At 33.9% G+C, this 21,126-nt stretch carries 18 protein-coding genes; 7 read left to right on the top strand and 11 right to left on the bottom strand.

Annotated elements, in window-relative coordinates; translation table 11 throughout:
- Nucleotides 1-5: 5 nt before the first annotated feature.
- Entirely contained in the window at nucleotides 6-1,751 is a 1,746-nt protein-coding gene (locus EM308_RS12975) for a sodium:solute symporter (protein ID WP_035636162.1), read from the bottom strand.
- Between the two features lie 124 nt (nucleotides 1,752-1,875).
- The gene (locus tag EM308_RS12970; RefSeq protein ID WP_035636164.1) at nucleotides 1,876-4,407 is read right to left on the bottom strand and encodes a PIG-L family deacetylase; all 2,532 of its coding nucleotides are present in this window, start codon (nucleotides 4,405-4,407) and stop codon (nucleotides 1,876-1,878) included.
- 331 nt (nucleotides 4,408-4,738) lie between these two features.
- On the opposite strand from EM308_RS12970, the gene EM308_RS12965 reads away from it, so the two are divergent.
- Complete coding sequence (locus EM308_RS12965; protein WP_051877733.1) at nucleotides 4,739-5,731, top strand: alpha/beta hydrolase; 993 nt, start codon at nucleotides 4,739-4,741, stop codon at nucleotides 5,729-5,731.
- Between the two features lie 85 nt (nucleotides 5,732-5,816).
- On the opposite strand, the gene EM308_RS12960 is transcribed toward EM308_RS12965, so the two are convergent.
- The 6 genes from EM308_RS12960 to EM308_RS12935 all read right to left on the bottom strand — a co-directional run bounded on the left by EM308_RS12960 (nucleotide 5,817) and on the right by EM308_RS12935 (nucleotide 9,878).
- On the bottom strand, nucleotides 5,817-6,350 hold the full coding sequence (locus EM308_RS12960) for a hypothetical protein (RefSeq protein WP_035636167.1): 534 nt from the start codon (nucleotides 6,348-6,350) through the stop codon (nucleotides 5,817-5,819).
- 88 nt (nucleotides 6,351-6,438) lie between these two features.
- Nucleotides 6,439-6,972, bottom strand: coding sequence for a mechanosensitive ion channel family protein (locus tag EM308_RS12955; protein ID WP_035636170.1), 534 nt, complete (start codon nucleotides 6,970-6,972; stop codon nucleotides 6,439-6,441).
- A gap of 6 nt (nucleotides 6,973-6,978) precedes the next feature.
- Nucleotides 6,979-7,560, bottom strand: coding sequence for a Maf-like protein (locus tag EM308_RS12950; protein ID WP_035636173.1), 582 nt, complete (start codon nucleotides 7,558-7,560; stop codon nucleotides 6,979-6,981).
- A complete protein-coding gene (locus EM308_RS12945) occupies nucleotides 7,553-8,479 on the bottom strand; it encodes a geranylgeranylglycerol-phosphate geranylgeranyltransferase (RefSeq protein ID WP_081907244.1) in 927 nt (308 codons plus the stop codon). The genes EM308_RS12950 and EM308_RS12945 overlap by 8 nt, the downstream gene beginning before the upstream one ends.
- Nucleotides 8,480-8,605: 126 nt before the next feature.
- Nucleotides 8,606-9,133, bottom strand: coding sequence for a KdsC family phosphatase (locus EM308_RS12940; protein WP_035636175.1), 528 nt, complete (start codon nucleotides 9,131-9,133; stop codon nucleotides 8,606-8,608).
- A complete protein-coding gene (locus EM308_RS12935) occupies nucleotides 9,117-9,878 on the bottom strand; it encodes a Rossmann-like and DUF2520 domain-containing protein (RefSeq protein ID WP_035636177.1) in 762 nt (253 codons plus the stop codon). The genes EM308_RS12940 and EM308_RS12935 overlap by 17 nt, the downstream gene beginning before the upstream one ends.
- 269 nt (nucleotides 9,879-10,147) lie before the next feature.
- Here EM308_RS12935 and EM308_RS12930 point away from each other — a divergent pair, with 269 nt between their 5' ends.
- From EM308_RS12930 to ccsA, 5 genes are all read left to right on the top strand, one after another.
- Nucleotides 10,148-10,480: an ArsR/SmtB family transcription factor gene (locus EM308_RS12930; RefSeq protein ID WP_035636180.1), complete on the top strand. Its 333-nt coding sequence runs from the start codon at nucleotides 10,148-10,150 to the stop codon at nucleotides 10,478-10,480.
- A gap of 18 nt (nucleotides 10,481-10,498) precedes the next feature.
- Nucleotides 10,499-10,966, top strand: a complete 468-nt coding sequence (locus tag EM308_RS12925) for a DUF6428 family protein (RefSeq protein ID WP_035636183.1) — start codon at nucleotides 10,499-10,501, stop codon at nucleotides 10,964-10,966.
- 123 nt (nucleotides 10,967-11,089) lie between these two features.
- Nucleotides 11,090-11,722 carry an arsenate-mycothiol transferase ArsC gene (locus EM308_RS12920; protein ID WP_197056123.1) on the top strand — a complete coding sequence of 211 codons (633 nt, stop codon included), beginning with the start codon at nucleotides 11,090-11,092 and terminating at the stop codon, nucleotides 11,720-11,722.
- Between the two features lie 2 nt (nucleotides 11,723-11,724).
- Nucleotides 11,725-12,795, top strand: coding sequence for an ACR3 family arsenite efflux transporter (arsB, locus tag EM308_RS12915; protein WP_035636186.1), 1,071 nt, complete (start codon nucleotides 11,725-11,727; stop codon nucleotides 12,793-12,795).
- Nucleotides 12,796-13,001: 206 nt separating this feature from the next.
- The gene (ccsA, locus tag EM308_RS12910; RefSeq protein WP_035636262.1) at nucleotides 13,002-16,193 is read left to right on the top strand and encodes a cytochrome c biogenesis protein CcsA; all 3,192 of its coding nucleotides are present in this window, start codon (nucleotides 13,002-13,004) and stop codon (nucleotides 16,191-16,193) included.
- A gap of 350 nt (nucleotides 16,194-16,543) precedes the next feature.
- Here ccsA and EM308_RS12905 read toward each other — a convergent pair whose 3' ends face one another.
- Nucleotides 16,544-17,527, bottom strand: coding sequence for an SGNH/GDSL hydrolase family protein (locus tag EM308_RS12905; protein WP_197056124.1), 984 nt, complete (start codon nucleotides 17,525-17,527; stop codon nucleotides 16,544-16,546).
- 1,635 nt (nucleotides 17,528-19,162) lie between these two features.
- Between EM308_RS12905 and EM308_RS12900 the strand changes: the two genes are divergently transcribed.
- Nucleotides 19,163-19,708 (top strand): glutathione peroxidase, encoded by a 546-nt coding sequence (locus EM308_RS12900; protein WP_035636192.1) that lies wholly within the window; start codon nucleotides 19,163-19,165, stop codon nucleotides 19,706-19,708.
- Between the two features lie 167 nt (nucleotides 19,709-19,875).
- Here the strand turns inward: EM308_RS12900 and EM308_RS12895 are convergent, their stop codons facing one another.
- Complete coding sequence (locus EM308_RS12895) at nucleotides 19,876-20,823, bottom strand: tRNA dihydrouridine synthase (RefSeq protein WP_035636195.1); 948 nt, start codon at nucleotides 20,821-20,823, stop codon at nucleotides 19,876-19,878.
- Between the two features lie 97 nt (nucleotides 20,824-20,920).
- A complete protein-coding gene (locus EM308_RS12890; protein ID WP_035636198.1) occupies nucleotides 20,921-21,097 on the bottom strand; it encodes a hypothetical protein in 177 nt (58 codons plus the stop codon).
- Between the last annotated feature and the right edge of the window lie 29 nt (nucleotides 21,098-21,126).

Here is a 21,126-nt window from a genome sequence, read left to right as displayed (position 1 = left end):
TTTTTTTATGTAATACTATTGTCTACTAATGTTGTTAGTTCTTCCTCGCTTTTGAAGACTGATATTTGGAGTAAATAGGATAAAATTATTGTGAGCAATGCCCCAATAAAATTAAGCCATAAATACCCCAATTTTTCGGCTCCGCTAGGGTAAATGAAATTCGTGAAATAATAAATGATAAAAATTGCAATTTGGCTGATGATGGCACTGTAGTAAATTGATTTTCCCTGTATTTTTTTGGTATAAAAACCAACAAGGAAAATACCAAGAACGGTTCCGTAAAATATAGATCCGATGATGTTTACCAATTGAATTAAATTTTCAAAAAGTGTTGCAATACAAGCAAAAGCAATAGCGATAATTCCCCACATAAGAGTGAAAAGTTTGGAAGCATTCAGATAATGTTTTTCGTCTTTTTCTTCTTTTATGTTACGTTTATAAATATCAATTGCTGTTGTCGATGCCAAAGCCGTTAGCCCCGAAGCCGTAGAAGACATCGCCGCAGAAATGATTACAGCAAGTAATAAACCGATTAAACCTTTGGGTAGGTAATGAAGTATGAAATAGAAAAACACATAATCTTTATCGTTTGTTTCTGCTTTGCTGTCTGCTTTGGTTATTATTTCTTTGGCCTTGGCTCTTAATTCTTTTTCTTTGATAGCCAAATCTACTAATCCTTTTCGAAGGGTAGGATTGTCGTAATCCTGATTGAGTTGGTCAATGTACAGTAGATTAATGACTTTTTCGTTTTCGGATAACTGATCCAGTTCTTTCTGTAGATTCTGGTATTCGGTTTTGTATTTAGAATTTTCTACGATTATTTTATTATTTGGGTTAAAATTCAAAGGTGTTACATTGAATTGAAAAAAGACAAAAACCATCACTCCGGTCAGTAAAATAAGGAATTGCATGGGAACTTTTAAAAATCCGTTCATAATTAATCCCATCTGACTTTCCTTTACTGATTTACCTGATAAATAACGTCCTACCTGCGATTGGTCTGTTCCAAAATAGGCTAAGGCAAGGAAGAACCCGCCCGTGATACCGCTCCAGAAAGTATATTTTTCATCTAAATCAAAAGAAAAATTTACGATGTTCATTTTTTGATTGGCTCCGGCGATATGCAGGGCGTTATCAAAGGTCATGTCATTGGGTAAATAATCAAAAATCAGAAAAAAAGTGATCATCATACCGGTCAATATGACAAACATTTGTTGTTTTTGCGTCACATTCACCGCTTTGGTTCCACCGGAAAAAGTGTAAATAATTACCAAAATACCAATAATAATATTCGTGTAGGTAAGATTCCATCCCAATAAAGCTGATAAAATAATGGAAGGTGCATAAATAGTAATTCCTGTTCCTAAACCTCTTTGTACCAAAAACAAAATAGCTGCGAGAGAACGGGTTTTTAAATCAAATCTTTTTTCCAGATACTCATAAGCGGTGTAAACTTTGTATTTGTGGTAAATAGGAATAAAGGTAAGGCAGATGACAACCATGGCTATTGGTAAACCAAAATAGAATTGCACAAACCCCATTCCGTCATGAAAAGCCTGACCCGGTGTCGACAAAAAGGTAATGGCACTGGCTTGCGTAGCCATTACAGAAAGTCCTACCGTAAACCAAGGAGTAGTGTTATTGTCAAGTATATAATCATCAACATTCTTGCTACCTCTAGTTTTCCAGGCACCGTAAATTACAATGAATAGTAGTGTTGCAATGAGTACAATCCAGTCAAATAATTGCATAGGTTAAGAATATAATTTCATAATTAAATAAAAAACAATTATAAAAAAGGCATTAGCAAGCAAAACCAAGGTATAGTTTTTTGACCACATTTTTTGATTTTTTTGATCCATGTTTATTTTTGTTTTATGGTTTCATTTTTTGATTCGGAATGGTTTCCGAAGATTTAATCGAAATCAGGTTCGACAATAATTTGTAAGCTCCCGGAACACCTTCAGGCAATTCCCTGAAAAGACTAAGTCCTGTGTAAATATAATTTCCTTTTCCGTAAGGAGCAATTAAGAGCGCACCTTCTTTGGCATTTTCTCCTTTATCATTTGAAGATAAAATAGGGGTAAAGGCTTTGTCAAAATCTTTTGGGTAATACAAACCTTGTTCCTGTTTCCATCCTTTAAAATCATTTTGGGAAATTGTGTTTGGGTAATTCAAAGCAGGATGATTCGGAGCTAGAAAGCGTACTTCAGCATCTTCTTCGGTTACTCTATCATTGGAAATTTTTAAAGGATAAGGCGCTATTTTTGAGGTGACCAAATCACTATTTGTATTATACTGAACAATCATTGTTTTTCCGTTTTTTACAAAATCAAACAAAATATTTTGTTTATTTGCCAATGCTTTAACGGTATTGTAAGCACGAATTCCAGTCATGACCACATCAAAAGAATCGAGTTTCTCAGGCGTTATTTCTTCGGGTTTTACAAGTGTTACTTTGTAGCCCATTTGTGCCAAACATTTTGGGACTTCATCGCCGGCTCCCATAATATAGGCGATTTTTTCTTCGTTGGTTTTCAAATCAAATCGGATGCATTTTACTTCAGATGTTATAAGAACTTGTTGTTTGGTGATATGATCGTAATTAATGTTTATTTGTTCCTTATCATAGTCGATACCATCTACAGTTGCAATGCTTTTCCCTGTTGTTTCACTGAGTTGAGCAGGTGGCGTAACTTCAAAATAGAAAGTTTGTTCTGCTCCTTTTTTTTCCAACTGAAACGGAATAGCTGATGGAGAAATTTTCCAGTTATTAGGCAAGTCCAGTTTTAGGTTTCCTTTAATGTTGTTTTTTCCTGCTTTTACGGTTACTCCCACGTATTTGGATTTTGTATTGGTGAAAAGCAAAACTTTGTCCTGAATAGTAGTGGTCACAACTGGAACAATATCAAGAAAATTATACATTTCTCCTTTTACATCATCATTATATTTGTAAACTACTGTTTTTTCAAATGGAATTTCGACACCATTTATTTTTATATTAAAAATTACTTTGGCTTCACGGATAATATCAGGAATACCAATGTTTTGTTGTTCTTTTACGGTGTACAATCCAATGGTTCCTTTTTCTTTAAGCCAATAAGGCTCTGTGTAATCGATTGATTGGGGTAATTGTAAATCAAGAGCGTTGTTTTGTGTAATATTATTTTTTAAGTTGATGTTGAACGTTGTTGTTTTTTGATCGGGAAGTGTTGTAACGCTAACCAATTCCATAGCTGTTGCACTTCGGTTTATAGTTTCCAAATTAAGTTTTACCACACTTCCAGGAGTTGCTTCTTGTGTGTTGGAAACTGCTTCGAGGTACAAACCGGAACAGGCTGCAATGATTTTTTTTATTTCCTCTGATTTTATTGTTTTCCAATGATTTTCATCCAATGCTTGAATCATCGTGTAAGCTTTAACCAAATTCGGAATACTCGCCGATGGTTTTTTAAAATCATAATCATTGGTAATATCAGTGATCAGTTCTCCTATTGGTTTGCCACCTTTTACACGGTTCCAGCTAGTGTCGATTCCTTCAAAAACAGATGATTTATCTTTAAATGGAACTCCTTTCAAAAATTCCAGATATTCCGTTTCTTCTCCTCGGGATCCTGTACTGCCAAACCCTTGCGATTTATGACTACTTCGGCTCAATGCAGCAATTTCCTGATTTGATTTCCCTAAAGTTGGGTAATACACTCCAGTTTGAATGGACAGCATATTGGTTTTATCGGCAGCGTCAAATTTTTCTTTGCTTCCGTAATACCACCACGAAGGATTAAAAAATATACGTTTGGGCTGCCAAGTCTGTACAAATGGTAATTGCTCTGGAAAAGAAGCAGGATTGTTAGCCAATTCAAATCCTTCTACACTCAGCATTGCAGAGGAAGTGTGATGCCCGTGTGTTGTCCCGGGTGAACGATGGTCAAAACGGTTGATAATGACATCGGGTTGGAATTTTCGGATAGTCCAGACCAAGTCTGCAAGCACTTTTTCTTTGTCCCAGATATGCAATGTTTCTTCCGGATTTTTGGAAAAACCAAAGTCATTTGCTCTAGAAAAAAATTGTTCACCACCATCAATTTTTCGGGCTTCAAGGAGTTCTTGGGTTCTTATAACTCCGAGTAATTCTCTTAATTGTGGGCCAATTAAATTTTGTCCGCCATCTCCTCGGGTCAGCGATAAATAACCAGTTTCGGCATGAACTTCATTAGCCATATAAGATATTAATCGGGTGTTTTCATCATCGGGATGTGCAGCAATATAAAGTACAGTTCCAAGAAAATTTAGTTTCTGGATTTGATTGTAGATTTCGGCAGAACTAGGTTTTAGAGGCTTTTGGGCATTTACGGTATGTGCCGAAATAAATAAGAGAAGAAAGAGTTTAAAAAAAAGCTTTCGCATAAATTGGGGGTTTTTATTCTTGAAAAAGGATTTTAGAGACTAATCCTGGTTCAAAAATACTAATTAAAAGCAGGTATATTTATGAATATCTCAAAAAAAATATGTTAATGTTTAGATGCTCATCGGATTTTTTTTGAAGATAAATTCTCCAAAAATTTGCAGGAGTGATAAAATAACAGAATTCAATGTCAATTATTTAAAATTAGAATGTTAAATTTGAGAAAGGCATGAATCGTAGTTTTATATTATTTGGATAAAATAAATAGCCTGACTATTTCAGAATTAGCTTTGTTTATAATTTTATTTTTTAACTAACCTAACCAAAATCGATATGCAATATGTTGAAGATATTTTGAAGAATGGTTTTGAACAAACTACCATTTTTCAGCCAGATGATTATGAGGGTAAAGTTACATCTACATTGATTCGGAAAAGAAATACAGTTTCTTCTGCAAAGGCTGTTTTATGTATTCATGGTTTTAATGATTATTTTTTTCAGGAAATTATTGCCGATGAGTTTCTCAAGAAAGGATTCCATTTTTATGCCTTGGATTTACGAAAATATGGCCGTTCAATTTTGAAAAACCATAAACAGAACAATGTCCGCGATTTGACTGAATACTACGAAGATATTGACAGTGCATTGGCAATAATCAATGAGGAAGAATGTCGAGAAATAGTTTTGTTCGGACATTCTACAGGTGGTCTTCTGATTACTTTATATGCTTCAGAAAGAAAAGGAAATGAATATTTTGACGCCTTGGTTTGCAACAGTCCTTTTTTTGATTTTAATGTGTCTTGGATTCAAAAGAAAGTGGGTATTTCTTTGCTTTCTTTTTTAGGCAGTATTAATCCAAATATCAGTTTACCGGTAAGTTTTTCAAAATTTTACGGAAAAAGTCTCCACAAGAGTGGTTTTGGTGAATGGGATTATAATTTGCAGTGGAAACCCCATGTAGCTCCTTCAATTAATGCGGGCTGGATACATGCTATTCATAAAGGACATTCAAAGATTTCACATGGTGTTTCAATCAATAAACCGATATTAATATTACACTCTTCTATTTCGGTTTATCCTTCAAAATGGAGTGAAGAAATGTTTGAAGGCGATGCTATTTTGAATGTAAATGATATTGTCGAAAAAGCTAAATGCATTAATTCTCCGAACCAAAAGATTATTGGCTTTAAGGGCGGAATGCACGATTTGGTTTTGTCCAGAAAACCGGTGAGGGACATGGTATTTGAATCCATTTTTGAATGGTTGGACAAAATTGAGAATAATTTTTTCGAAAAAAAAGAAACAAAAAAAGCTGTAACACTTTGATTTACTGAAGCTTGTTTTGATTTTATATTACAAAAAAAGAGCATTCATTTGAATGCTCTTTTTGTAATTGAAAAGAAATAGGTCATTAGTCGTTATCTCCACCTTTATGTCCTTTTTTTCCGTGGCCATTATGATTACCATTGTCATGGTGTTCTTTGCCATGATTTCCTTTGTCGTAGTGGTCGTTGTCGCGATCTTCGTAACGTACTTGGTACGGTCCTCTCATTCTTTGAGGCTCACCTTTATATCCTTTATAGTATTTTACTTTATGCTTGTCGTAATATGCATAAGGTGTATGACCATGATAATCAGCCAATACTACTTTGTATCCATGATATAAGTCATAGTCTCTGCAACGAGAAGGTAAATATCTGGAACGAATCCATCTGCCGTTTCCAAAATAGATGTATTGTGAAGCTCTAATGTCATAATAGACTTGGATATCTGGTAAATAGTAATAATCAACATCGTCATAGCCTACAGGTCCCCAAACTGGTGGAGTTCCCACATGTATATTTACATTTGGAGTTCCAATGTTTACATCTACTGCAACTTGTGCTTGAGTTGTGCTCGCTGTAAAAAACAGGAGTCCGATAATAATTGAATTAATAGTTTTCATGGTGTTTAAATTTAGGTTTTTTAAAAAAAATTAGGGTTTAAAGTGTTAGAGTTAATTGATTTATCGTTAGTGATAATTAATTTTACCTTCAGTCGGTAAATTCATTATTGTTGTTAGTCAGTTTTTTTATAATTGAAATTCCTTTTTGGAAAAACAAATTATTGGGATAAATAACCAGTTCACCTGTTTTAGATTTTAAGGTTACGTGCAAAGCGCCTATATCTTCAATTTCACCTTCTACGGGAAAATCTTTGTCATGTATCTGTATGCAATCTCCGATTTTAAACGGAAACGAAAAAAACAAAAGAATACCTGATGTGATATTGCTTAAAATTGACCATTGAGCAAACATTGCAACTCCAATGACCGTAGCAATTGATGAAAGTGTTACGAAAATATCTTTTGTTTGTACTCCCCAAATCAAGATTATGGTAATCGAGGCCAAAATCGTAATCAGAATATTGATGTATTTGATAACCAAATTGGTTCTTTTTTCTATAATATGACTGGCAGTGGCGTATCGCTTTACTAATTTTGAAACTACTCTCCGAACCAAAAAGACAATCAACAACAGCATTACTGTACTGATTTCCTGTAGGAGGTAGTATTCCAAAATTTCCATATTTTTTTATAAATTATTTAAATAGTTATACACTTTGTCTGTCGGCATTCCCATGACATTGGCATAAGAACCTTCTATTTTTGAAACTCCTATAAAACCAATCCATTCTTGGATTCCGTAGGCTCCAGCTTTATCATATGGCTTGTATTTTTCCAGATAATAAAGAATAGCTTCATCACTTAACGCAGTAAAGGTAACTTTTGTTGTCTCATGTATTAAATTTGAGGACAAATTTGTCTTAAAACAAACTGAAGTTATGACTTCATGCGTTGCATTTGACAATGATTTCAATATTTCAAAAGCATTTTGATGATCTCTTGGTTTACCTAAAGCACAATTATTGTGCCAAACTATAGTGTCGCTGGTGATTAATATATCGTTTTCGTTCAACTCTCCATCAAAAGCATCGGCTTTCAATTGAGCAAGGTAGTTGGTAATTTCTTCAGCTTTCAATTCTGGAGGAAAAATTTCTTCAATTTCTTTCAGTCGTATTTCAAATTCAAGATCTAGATCTTTGAAAAATTGATGTCTCCTGGGAGAACCCGAAGCCAATATGAGCTTGTAGTTTTTTAGTTTTTCTTTAAGCATGATGAAGAATATTATAGGTAACAACCGAAATGGATAATAATCCAAATAAAATTATAAGTTTTAAAACAGTACTCAGATGATTGAAATCTTTGCTTTTTTTGGCATCGGCCATTTTTACTGCAAAATAAATTAAAGGAGCAACGATGCAAATTAATGCATAAAGGGTTGCTATATATAAATTGAATTCAAAGAAATAATTTTTGATATATAATATTACCATAACGAGCGGAATCAAACTCAAAATCAGTACTAATTTTGATGTTCTGCTTATTCCAAAAGCAATAGGTAAAGTGTTCATTCCTTGATTATAATCGCCATTTACATCTTCTAAATCTTTAACTATTTCTCTAATGAAATTAATCACAAAAGCGAATAGAGCGTAATCCAAAAGAATCGAAAACAATTCGGCCATAACGACTTTATTTCCGGGATTGATAACCGGCAAAAGGTCAAAGATTCCAATAATAAGTACGCTGAAGCCCAATAAGAATGCCACAACAATATTTCCGATAAGCAACATTTGTTTCAGGCTTGTGGCGTAAAGATACAAAGTCGCCGAAATGATTATAAAAATCGAAGCAAAACCAGGCTTTTCAATCAGATTAGATAAATAAAATCCTGTACCAACCCCCAAAACAGTACAGGCGAAATATAAATTATAGGCATTGGTTTCGGAAATGCCTTTGCCTACAACTACTTTATTGGGTTTGTTGTCATTATCGGTAGCCTGATCCATTATATTATTAATGATGTATCCACCGGCGGCTATCATTATTGTTGCAAAAACCAATAAAAAATATTGCCAGTCTTTTAGAGCCAGAGGAATATTTTGATAATTCAAAAAACCATATCTGAAAATCAATTGCATCAAAGCGAGCATCAACAGATTTTGGTATCGAATTAATTTGAGGTATTTCATATTAAGTAATCAGTGTTCAGTTTTTTAGTGTTCAGAATGTTGAATTTAATATTCAGTGTTTAGTGGTCTGTTTTTTTAGTATTCAAATTAACTGATCACTAAAAAAAACTGAACACTGGATACTATTTAATCTAGTTTCCCGTCAAAATAAGTCATCCATTTTCCTTGTACTTTCATTACTTGTTCGATTACATCACGTGCAGCGCCTTTACCGCCGTTTATATGCGAAATGTATTTTGAAATCCCTTTGATTTCGGGACTTGCGTCTTGTGGACAAGTTGGTAATCCCACTAATTGCATCACGTGATAATCGGGAATATCGTCGCCCATATACAAAACCTGTTCTGGCTTAATGTTGTAAACATCGATGTATTCTTTGAAGGTTTTAACTTTATCAGGAGTGCCCAAATGAATATCGGTTATTCCAAGATTGCGCAATCTCACTCGCACGCCTTCGTTGCTCCCGCCCGAAATGATGCATACTTTGTAGCCGCTTTCCACGGCTGCTTTCATTGCATAACCATCGCGGATACTCATGGTTCTAAGCATTTCCCCTTCATTGGTAACAAAAACAGACCCGTCAGTAAGTACGCCGTCTACGTCAAAAACAAACGTAGTAATATCATTCATTATTTCTTTATAGCTTTTTGCCATGATTTTGTATAGATTGGGTTAATATTTTATAAATAGTGGATTGATTTTCATTCGACAAAAAAGATTCATGCGCTTGAATGGTTGTTATATCATTGCGTTTTGCAGGGCCGGTCTGTGCATCTTTTGGCGAAAGCATCAATAATTTCTCGGCAGTTTCCAGAATCAAAGGTTTTAAAATATCGAAGGAAACGTTGTTTTCCTGACAAATATCGTTCCCTAATTGATACAGATAATTGGTGAAATTATTCACAAAAACGGCGGCAACATGCAGTGCTTTTCTTTGATGGGAATCTATTGGCTGAACATTGTCGGAAATGGAACGGGCTACTTTTTCCAAAATTGTGTAATCACTTTCAAATTGTGTTTCCAAACAGAATGGAATGGTTTTGAAATCTATTGCTTTGCCTTTTGTAAAAGTCTGCAAAGGATAGAAAACGCCTTTTCGGTTTTTGTCGCTCAAAAAAGACAAAGGAGCACTTCCTGATGTGTGAACTACCAATCGATTTTCAAAAGGAAATTGAGACGAAACGCTTGCAATAGCGTCGTCGGAAACGGCGATGATATATAAATCCGATTCCACCAAATCTTTCAAATCGTGGATAATTTTGCTAGAATCGAGTAGGGGAGAAATCTCTTTTTTGGTTCTCGAAAAGACCTGAATGATTTCTGTCGCATTGCTTTTTGCGAAAGCGTCAATCAGATGTTGTGCTACATTTCCAGAACCTATAATCGTTATTTTAATCATTTGACAAAATTAGAAAAAAAAATGAAGAGTTAGTTTTCAATTTTTTCTACCAACCTCTTTTTGTAATTAACCGCAAATTACTTCGCCTATTCACTATCGTTCGTGTCGCAAATTTTTTTTAATAATTTAGTGTTTTTCGAGTAACAAATTTGCATTAATTTCATTGGAAGTAGTTTTTTAAAAGCTTGAAGGGTCATAAAAATAATTTGCGAATTTGCGGTTGTTTTTAAAAAATAATATCGTAATATTGCAATATAGAAATATTACTTATGGGAGCAACTAAAACAGATTTTTACACAGACAATCAAAACGAATTGGCGGTTTTGATAAAAGCATTGGGGCATCCTGCCCGGATTGCCATAATCGAATATCTCATAAAAGTTGATTCTTGTATTTGTGGTGATATTGTAAATGAATTGTCTTTGGCACAGCCTACAATTTCGCAACATTTAAAAGAGCTTAAAAATGCAGGATTAATCAAAGGAAGTATCGAGGGAAATGCAATTTGCTATTGTATTGACGAAAAAGGATTTGAAAAAATAAAAAGTTTTTTTCAAAATGTAAATGAGCACGTTGAAAAAAAGAAAACGAATTGTTGTTGAATATAAAGGAATTAAACTATGAAACTATCACAAATTAAAAAGTTGTTGGGCACAGTTGAAACTGTAGATTTTCAATTGCCTGACGGGACATTTGTTCCTGAGCATTTTCATGTCACAGAGGTTGGTTTGGTAACCAAAAATTTTATCGATTGTGGCGGAACTGTTCGCGAGGAAACGGTTGTGAATTTCCAACTTTGGGATGCAAACGATTTTGAACACCGACTAAAGCCCAAAAAGCTTTTGGATATCATTCAATTATCTGAAAAAGTTTTAGGTATTGGAGATTTCGAAATAGAAGTCGAATATCAAAATACGACTATTGGCAAATATGAATTAGAATTCAATGGAGAAAATTTTGAGTTAGTGAATAAACATACAGCCTGTTTGGCAAAAGAACAATGCGGAATTCCAGCCGAAAAACAGAAAGTGAGAATGTCGGATATTAATAATGAAGCTTGTTGTTCTCCCGAATCAAAATGTTGCTAATAAGCCAAAAGTAGAGCATAAACCGTGAAGTTGACCTAACAGGTTTTCAAAACCTGTTAGGTCTTACTTGTAAAATTTATTTCAACTCTTATTTTTGTTAATCATAATCAATTCAAAAAATAAATGACTACAAACCAATCAATTCTATTTCCAGAAATAGTAGCAGTAATTAAGAATTTAAACATTGAAAACATCACAGCGGAACGCAAAGAAATTCTGCAATCTCTGATTGATTTTATTCAAGTCAAAGTTACAAATCAGCAAGAAATCAGGCTCAATATGATTTGCACGCACAATTCGAGAAGAAGTCATTTGACACAAGTTTGGGCGCAAACGGCAGCGGCTTATTTTGATATTAAAAATGTTTTTTGTTATTCTGGTGGAACCGAAGCTACAGCAATGTTTCCGATGGTTGCAAAAACTTTGATAGAGCAGGGGTTCAAAATCAAAGCGATTTCCGAGGGGAATAATCCTATTTACAGCATTAAATATTCATCAATTGAGCATCCAATTATAGGTTTCTCCAAAACCTATGACGATGATTTTAATCCTGAAAGCGGTTTTGCAGCTATAATGACTTGTTCACATGCCGATGAAGGTTGTCCTTTTATTGCCGGAGCAGCAAAGCGTATTCCAATCACTTTTGAAGATCCAAAAGCATATGACAACACACCGCAACAGGCAGAGAAGTACACAGAACGAAGCCTGCAAATTGCAACCGAAATGTTTTATGTTTTTTCTCAAATTAAAAAATAATTATGTCGGCAAATAATTGCGTACCAATCGTAGAAAGAAAAAAGTTAAGTTTTCTCGATAGCTATTTAACAGTTTGGATATTCCTGGCGATGGCAATAGGGGTTTTAATTGGTTATTTTATACCGTCGAGCAGCAATTTTATCAACTCATTTTCGAGCGGAACGACCAATGTTCCGTTGGCAATTGGATTGATTTTAATGATGTATCCGCCTTTGGCAAAAGTGAAATACGAACAAATGGGAAAAGTGTTCCAAAATGTAAAAGTTCTAGGCGCATCATTGTTCTTGAATTGGATTGTTGGGCCAATACTAATGTTTTTATTGGCATTACTATTTCTAAAAGGCTATCCCGAATACATGATTGGGCTAATCCTAATCGGTTTGGCACGTTGCATTGCGATGGTCGTGGTTTGGAACGATTTAGCCGAAGGAAACAGAGAATACGGAGCCGGATTAATCGCCTTAAATAGTATTTTTCAAGTATTGCTTTACAGTGTTTATGCTTATTTTTTTATAACGATTTTACCGCCTTACTTTGGTTATGAAGGTTTTGAGGTAAATATCAGCATCGGGCAAATTGCTGAAAGCGTGGGTATTTATCTAGGGATTCCGTTCGCATTAGGAATAATCAGTCGGTATACTTTAATCAAAATGAAAGGCGAAGAATGGTTTCAAACAAAATATGTTCCAATAATTTCGCCAATAACGTTAGTAGCATTATTGTTTACGATTCTGATAATGTTTAGCCTAAAAGGTGAGCTGATTGTGCAAATCCCTTTGGATGTGATTCGTATTGGGATTCCTTTGGTCATATATTTTGTGGTTATGTTTGTTCTTAGTTTTTTTGTCGGAAAATATTTTGGAGCAGATTATTCGAAATCTACTGCAATCGCATTTACGGCAACCGGTAATAATTTTGAATTAGCAATAGCTGTAGCAATAGGTGTTTTTGGTGTTAATAGCGGACAGGCATTTGCCGGTGTAATTGGTCCTTTGGTCGAAGTACCTGCGCTAATTGCATTGGTAAACGTTGCTTTTTGGTTCCGAAAGAAATATTTTGAAAAAGAAATTTAAAGTAAATCAAATGAGACTTTCCCTTTTTTAGGAGGTCTCATTTTATTTTTTTGCAGTTAGAATTTTTTTGTAAAAAGGGATTTTTGGTTTTTGTTTTAATCAAAAAAAAGGCTCTTTTTTTGATTAAATTAACAATTAAGGTCTTAAAAAAGTGTGCAATTTTGAGTACTTTTGCGACACTTTATAAAAACGAAATCTACTTCCAAATGGATAAAAAATTATTCTCTGTCCTATTTTCTACCCGTTTAATGGCCTTATTATTCCTGACTTTTGCAATAGCAATGGGAACAGGAACTTTTATCGAAAGTAAATACAATACTGATACAGCACGAATTTTAGTGTATAATACTTGGTGGTTTGAAGCTATCATGGGATTTTTTATGATTAATTTCATAGGGAATATCAAGCGTTATCATTTACTTCGAAAAGAAAAATGGGCTTCGTTGATGCTACATTTGGCTTTTATTTTTATCATAGGTGGTGCATTCATTACCCGTTACATTAGTTTTGAGGGAATGATGCCCATTCGCGAAGGCGCAACCGAAAATCAATTTTATTCGGATAAAACATTCCTGACCCTTTTTGTTGATGGAGAATATAAAGGGGAAATGAAACGCAGGGTTTTTGAGAAACCGCTTTTGATGTCACCTGTCACTGACAATGATTTTAAGATGACTGGCGATTTTGCCGGAAATCCGTTTGAGGTACACTATAAAAACTTTATTATGGGTGCCAAAGAATATGTAAAACCTAATTCGAAAGGGAGTTTGTACTTGAAATTGGTTGAGGCTGGTGCCGGTGGTCGTGAAGAACATTTTTTGAAATCTGGCGAGGTGCAAAATATTCATAATGTTCTTTTTGCATTGAATAAATTTACCGAAGGTGCCATTAATATCAACACAACAGGAAGTAGTTATACGGTTCAAATGCCATTTGAAGGAAACTTTATGCGAATGGCCGATAAACTGCAGGGAAAAGTGGTGAAAGATATTGTGCAGCCGTTGATGATGCGCTCTTTGTACAGCATTGGCGATATTCGTTTTGTTTTTCCGGAGCCTGCTGTTACTGGTGTAATCGATTATGAAAGTAGTAATAATTTCAAAGAAAAGAATCATGAAGACGCTTTGACGGTTACGCTTTCAGCAAATGGAAAAGAGGAATCTGTAACATTAATAGGTTCCAAAGGGAAAGTTGGGGATTCTAAAACCGTTAAAATTGGAGAACATGAATATACTTTTTTCTTCGGAAGCAAAGCTTATATCTTGCCATTTAAGATTAAGCTGAATGATTTTATTGCCCAAAAATATCCCGGTACAGAGAAAAGTTATTCTTCATTTGAAAGCCAAGTAACCGTTCAGGATTCTGTAAAACCATTTGATGCCCGAATTTATATGAATCACGTTTTGGATCACGGAGGCTACCGTTTTTTCCAATCTTCATTTGACCCAGACGAAAAAGGAACTGTATTGTCTGTAAATCATGATTATTGGGGAACGAATATTACTTATTTGGGATATTTTTTACTGTTTTTTAGTATGATTTCTATTCTATTTACCAAACATTCCCGTTTTGCTGATTTGAAAAGAAAATTGGATGTGGTGAAAGAAAAGAAAGCAAAACTGCTGACGATTTTAATTTTATTATTCAGTTTGACTGGTTTTGCGCAGGAACATAATCACGACCATTCGGCTGAAAAAGCTGGAGAATCACATACTGAAAGTACAGGTCATGTAAGGGTAAAACCTACTCAGGCACAATTAGATTCGGTGTTGACGGCTTATACAGTTACGCCAGAACACGCAGCCAAATTTGGACGATTGATTATTCAGGATGCGGGAGGAAGGATGAAACCAATCAATACTTTTTCATCTGAATTGTTGCGAAAAGTAAGCCATTCGGATACGTATAACGGAATGAATTCGGATCAGGTATTTTTGTCCATGACGCAAAGCGCACAATTGTGGATTGAAATTCCGATTATCTATATCAAACCTGGAAATGACAGTATTCGTAAGATTATCGGAATTGACCCAAAAGATAAATTTGCTCCTTTTATTGCTTTTTTTGACGAAAAGGGGAATTATAAATTATCTCCATATCTTGATGATGCTTATAAAGCCGGAAATCCAAATCAGTTTGAGAAAGATTTTGTCGAAACCGATAAAAAGGTAAACTTGATGGAATCTGCTTTAAGCGGAAGTATTTTGCGAATTTTTCCAATTCCAAATGAACCAAATAATAAATGGATTTCCTATTTAGAACTGGAACACGCTGGCTTAAAAGGAATGGATTCTACTTATACCAAAAGCATTTTGCCGCTTTATTTTGGAACATTAGGACATGCTATTGAATCGAAAAATTATAAAACTGCCAATGAGTTATTGGAAAGCATTAACGGTTTTCAGAAGAAGTTTGGTAGCAGAGTGAGACCAAGCGAAGAAAAAATCAATCTTGAAATAGCTTACAATAAGTATGATTTACTGCAAAAACTGCCTTATGCCTATTTATTAGCAGCAATATTAATGTTGATATTTACTATTGTTAAAATATTCAAAGAGTCCAAAGTTTTAAATGTTTTGGTTAATTCAATGCATATTCTCATAGCCATTCTTTTTGTGTTGCATACTATTACTTTATGTGCCCGTTGGTATATTTCTGGTCATGCACCTTGGAGTAATGCTTATGAAGCTATTGTATATGTGGCGTGGGCGACCATGTTTTTTGGTTTGGTGTTTGATATTAAATCAAAATTGACGGTTGCTTCGGCCGCTTTTGTGACGGCAATGATATTAACGGCTGCATATGCCAATTGGATTGATCCGGAAATAGCCAATTTGCAACCTGTTCTTAATTCCTATTGGTTAATGATTCACGTGGCAGTAATTGTGGCTAGTTATGGACCTTTTGCTTTGGGAATGATATTAGGTTTTGTGTCGCTTGTTTTAATCTTTTTTACCAACGAAAAGAATAAAACTAAAATGGATTTGAACATCAAAGAAATCACTTATATCAACGAAATGGCATTGACCATTGGTTTGATTATGTTAACCATCGGGAACTTTCTTGGAGGACAATGGGCAAATGAAAGTTGGGGGCGTTACTGGGGATGGGATCCAAAAGAAACTTGGGCATTGATCAGTATTATGGTATATGCATTTGTTATTCACGCTAGATTTGTGCCTTCATTAAGAGGTAAATGGGTGTTTAACCTGATGAGTATGTTTGCTTTTATCTCCATTTTATTTACCTATTATGGAGTAAATTTCCACTTGGTAGGATTACATTCATACGCCAGCGGTGAGGCACATTCGTTAAGCTGGATTTGGTATTCTTTGGGTACAATCTCGTTAATCGGAGCTATAACGTATCCTAAGTACAGAAAGTTTTATAAGAAATAAATTTTTATAATAATACTATTTGAGTGAGTTTTGACAGTAAAGTTGAAGCTCACTTTTTAGTTTGAAATATTTTGATTTTTTTTAATAAAAAGCTGATTTTTAGTTAAATAAAATGTAATTTTGTCTTGTAGTATGCTTGTGATCAACTATTGGCATGGTGTTTGGAAAGTTGATAATAGATAATTTTATTACTCCAAATATATTGTAGATTAGGTTGGTAGGTTGGTTTATACACATATTCATAAAATTATCGATTACAGTTAGTTAGGAAGATGCTCCCTTATCGGAGCATCTTTTTTTATTTCATTTTCTAATGAATAATTTTGAAGTATTTGAAGCTTCTCTTGGTTTTACCACTTTACTGTTTTATCAATAAAGCGAATTAATTCATCAGCCATCATTTGTTGTTCTTTTCTGTTTGGATGATTAGGTCTTCCTTTGTAAGGAAAGAAAACAGTATGAATTTTTCCGTCTTTCAAACCTGCTACAGCTTGTTCTATATATCCCGGCCATTTTGAGCCCGCTTCTGTAGCGTCCATGTTTCCTAATGCGCAAATGATATACGCTTTTGGGTATTTAGCCCGAATGCTGGTAACGAAATCGCGATACGATTTTATTATAAAATCTTCTGAAGGCTTTGTTGTGCCAAACCGGTGTTTAAATTCCTGATGTTCGGGTCTGTTAATTAGCCAGGAATCATTTTGAAACAGATTTATCACAACCACATCAGGAGTATATTTCGCGAAATCCCATTTTTTTGAAGAATCAAAAGGATCCAGACGATCATAAACTTCAGGCATAATCTCAGGAAACCAACTTAACATGATTCCGATACCACTTCTGGCAATGATAGATGATTGTGCATTAAAGTGTCTAGCCGTTATGGCTGTATAGCTGTAATAGTTGTTGAAAAGTTCGGGTTGTCCAGCATCCTTCATTCCCGGCTGAACATCAACGCCATGACCTGCAGTAATAGAGTTTCCGTAAAATTCTATTTTTCGTTTAGGCAGCTGAGATGGTTTTTGCAGTTTTGCTTTTCCACCAATTTCGAAACCATATAAAACGTTGGCAGAGGTGTTGTTAGAAAGTTTATACAATTGTAATGTGTGTTTGCCTTCAGAAAGGTTTTCTACCAGGTTGATTTCTTTTTTTACGCTGTCTGTTTCAAATTTAAAAGCCTTTGCTGCATCGTTATCTACAATAGCATAAAAATATCCTTTTTCTCGGAACGATTTCATCGTAACTTTTACGTTTTTTCCTGTAAAATTAATTGTTGCAGAAGTTCCTGGCCAGTAAAAAGTCGCAGAGTTTTCGTTTATTGCTACCCTTCCCATATAGGAGATTTTTTTATTGTTGGGTTTAATTTGTAGCTGACAGAAACTGGTTAAGCTGCTTAATGATAAAACTAGAATAAGACCGTACTTGAAAAAAAAATGCATAGTTAGGAGGGGATATTTTTTATTAAAAATCAAAAATACACTTTTCAAATTAATATAAGTCTTCGTTGTTTAATGTTTTTGACACGTTTTCACGATGACTGATTCAAAATTATTGTCTCAAACTCGTGGTTTTTTCAAGATTTTTTTCAAAAAAAATATATGGAAGGTTATTGTTTGAAAAAAAAACAAAATATTTTTAAAATGTAATTAGTTGTAAATAAGAGTATTGGTTGTGTAGGTATGTAGGGAGTATTTATTTTTACTAAACCTAGATGCGTTTTGGCATCGTCTTTGCTAATATGTATTAGGTTTTATTAGGTTATGCAAGCATCATAAATAGTTATAGTAGGTTTGGTTTATAAAATTTGTTTGCATAGGGGGGCCTAATAATTATCAGTTATTATTTAGTTAAGAAGATGTCTCAAATGAGGCATCTTTTTTTTGTAAAAATGTAGTTCAGAATTTTGGCACAGTGTTTGTAAATACGGTACCAGATAATTTAATTGGGTTGTTTTTAATCTAAGTTTTGTAGGTTAGACTATTAAGTTAGTAAAAGCGGCGTATCTACAAGAGATTATCGATTTAAAGATGCTCCTTTTGGTGCATCTTTTTTTTGTAATTGAAGTGGGGTAATTGAATTTTTTTAAATCCCCTTAGGTTTTGTTTTTTAGTTGTTTTGTAATTAAATTGATTTTTTTAATGCTAAATAGGGTTATTATTTTGTTTATTAAGTATAATTTAACGTCATATTTTACATTCGGACGTTTTTTGGCATGGAGTTTGAAAAGTATATAAATAGATAATTTGGCTAGGTTTGGTTACTCTAAGGTTTTAAAGTTAGGTTAATAATAGGTTTGCATATACAGAGTGCCAAAAAAAATTATCGATTACAGTTAGTTATTGGGATGTCCCTTTTTAGGGGCATCTTTTTTTTGTCCAAAACCAAGTTTAAGTTTCAATTTATTGGTTTCAAAAATAGTTTAAAACTATGTACTTTAGTGCATTCCGCTTTCAGCTTCTAAAAAGTTTTTATGTCACAAATTGCACAAATTTTTACGGATTATTTTGTGGAAATTTGTGGTTTAAATTATGTCTTCCATCCTTGCGTACTTTAAGTCTGCCAACCAAACCTATGGACTTGAAGTGCATAGTGGTTTAGTTAAGATTGAATTGTGTAATACTATGGTTTATTTGTAGATTAAAACCTGTTTATATTGTTAAATAATGTATTTTATCTATGTAATTTACTTTTAATCTGTTTTTGGCATGGTGTTTGGTTGCTTTTATATGATTGGTTTATTTAGATTTTGTAAATTTTAATAGATTTATAAAATAGTTTACAAGGGGGGAATCTAAATTGAGTTAATTATTATTTAGTTAGTAAGTGGAAAGCCTCTTTTTGAGGCTTTTTTTGTTCTTTACCTTTTGCACTTTGGTTTGAATTCTTTCTTTTGTATTAGAATCTCTTTTTTCTCAAATATATTTTAAAGCGAACACTATTTGTTTTAATTTTATAAAAAAATTAAACCTATGAAAAAACTAGTTGTAGCGATATTCGCTATGTTCCTTTTTAGTATCCAAATTCAAGCACAAGTGAAACAGACAATATATCAATTTAAGGTTGAAGATTTATACGGTAAGACTTTTGACTTTGCAACGCTTAAAGGCAAAAAAGTTATGATTGTAAATACCGCTTCAAAATGCGGATTAACTCCTCAGTATAAGGATTTGGAAGCTTTGTATAAAGAATATTCATCCAAAGGGTTTGTGATTGTTGGTTTTCCTGCCAATAATTTTGCTTCGCAAGAACCGGGAACCAAAGAAGAAATTGCAACTTTTTGTCAGTTGAATTATGGTGTTACCTTCCCGATGATGGACAAGGTTTCGGTAAAAGGTGATGATATGTGCGCTGTTTATCAGTTTTTGACACAAAAATCTAAAAATGGATTAGAAGATTCTGAAGTTAAATGGAATTTTCAAAAATACCTTATTAATGAAAAAGGAGAATTGGTAAAAGTAATTGCCCCAAAAACATTACCAACAGACCCTGAAGTAGTGAATTGGATTAAGGGATAATTTTACAGTATACAGTAGTCCGATTTTTTGTAATCAGTCATTAGAAAAGAGTTTGTTAGTCAAGCTCTTTTTTTATGCGTTGTATTTTTAGGCAAAAGGTAAGAGTCAAAAGTCGTAAAGAGAGAAAAAACTCAAAACCTTATGTATCTCAATTCATAATTCATAACTCATAATTCTTTAGCTATTACTTCCTTAACGGTTGCTTCGTAATTTCGAATACTTTTGGATTTTTTAATGTTTTTATAGACTTTGTGCGGATTTGAGAAAATAACCGAAAAGTATTCCCATAAATGATGCATTTTTAAAAGAATATGAGCTTGTCCGGATAATGATTCGGTATAACCCGCGTAAAGTGTATCATGAAAAGCACTGAACAATTCCATTTTGTTTTTAGGATATTCCAAAGAATTGTTTTTTATCATGCTCGGCAAAAAAGGATCGGCAATCAATCCCCGGCCAATCATCCAATGGTCAATAGAGGGAAATCGCTCCTGCATTTCCTTGAATTTTGCAACCGAAGTAATGTCGCCATTGTAATATAATTTGTGTTTTGTATTATCAATGCATTGCTGAAAAGCATCGAGATGAACGCCACCTTTGTAAAGTTGTTTTCCAATACGGGCATGAATTGCTATGTTTTTTATGGGATAAGTGTCCAAAATAGGCAGTACATCAAGAATTTCTTCGGTAGTGTCGTATCCCAAACGCATTTTCATGGACACAATAATATCAGTTTCCGAGTGTGCTCGGTCAAGAATATGATTGATTTTTTCTGTATTACTGATAAGTCCTGAGCCCATGCCAGATTTCGTAACCATAGGATAGGGACAGCCCAAATTCCAGTTCAGTTCTTTGTAACCCAGTTCACGGACATATTTTGCTACAAATAAAAACTCATCGGCATCATTGGTGATAACTTGCGGAATTACTTCTAAAGTGTTATTGTTCTCAGGCAACAAATCCCTCTCGTAAGATGATTTTATAACTAATTTTCCGTTCAAACGAATATAAGGAGAATAGAAAGTGTCGATTCCTCCGAAAATTCTATTTTGAGCATTTCGAAAACGAAAATCGGTAAATCCTTGTAAAGGAGATGAGAGCAATGTAAAATCCATAATAATTATAAAGACGCAAAGATACTATTCTTTATTCGGTTGTGCTTTCAGTCTAAGTTTTATTATAGGATAAACATTTTTAGGGATTCCTTTTTTATTACTTTGCTTGCCAGTAGCAACGTTTTGGCGAAAAAATAGATTCTTCCTTTTTTAATTGATCCATTGCTTTGTCTACCACTTTGCGTTCAAGACCTGTTAATTCTACAATTTTACCGGCATTCAAAGGAGTACCGTCCTTTTTCATAGCATCCAAAACTTGTTCTTTAGCATCCATAATTATTTAAATTTTAGTTTATATTTTTT

It is taken from the genome of Flavobacterium gilvum (assembly GCF_001761465.1).
GTDB classification, from domain to species: domain Bacteria; phylum Bacteroidota; class Bacteroidia; order Flavobacteriales; family Flavobacteriaceae; genus Flavobacterium; species Flavobacterium gilvum.
This window is presented reverse-complemented; position numbering and strand designations above follow the sequence as displayed.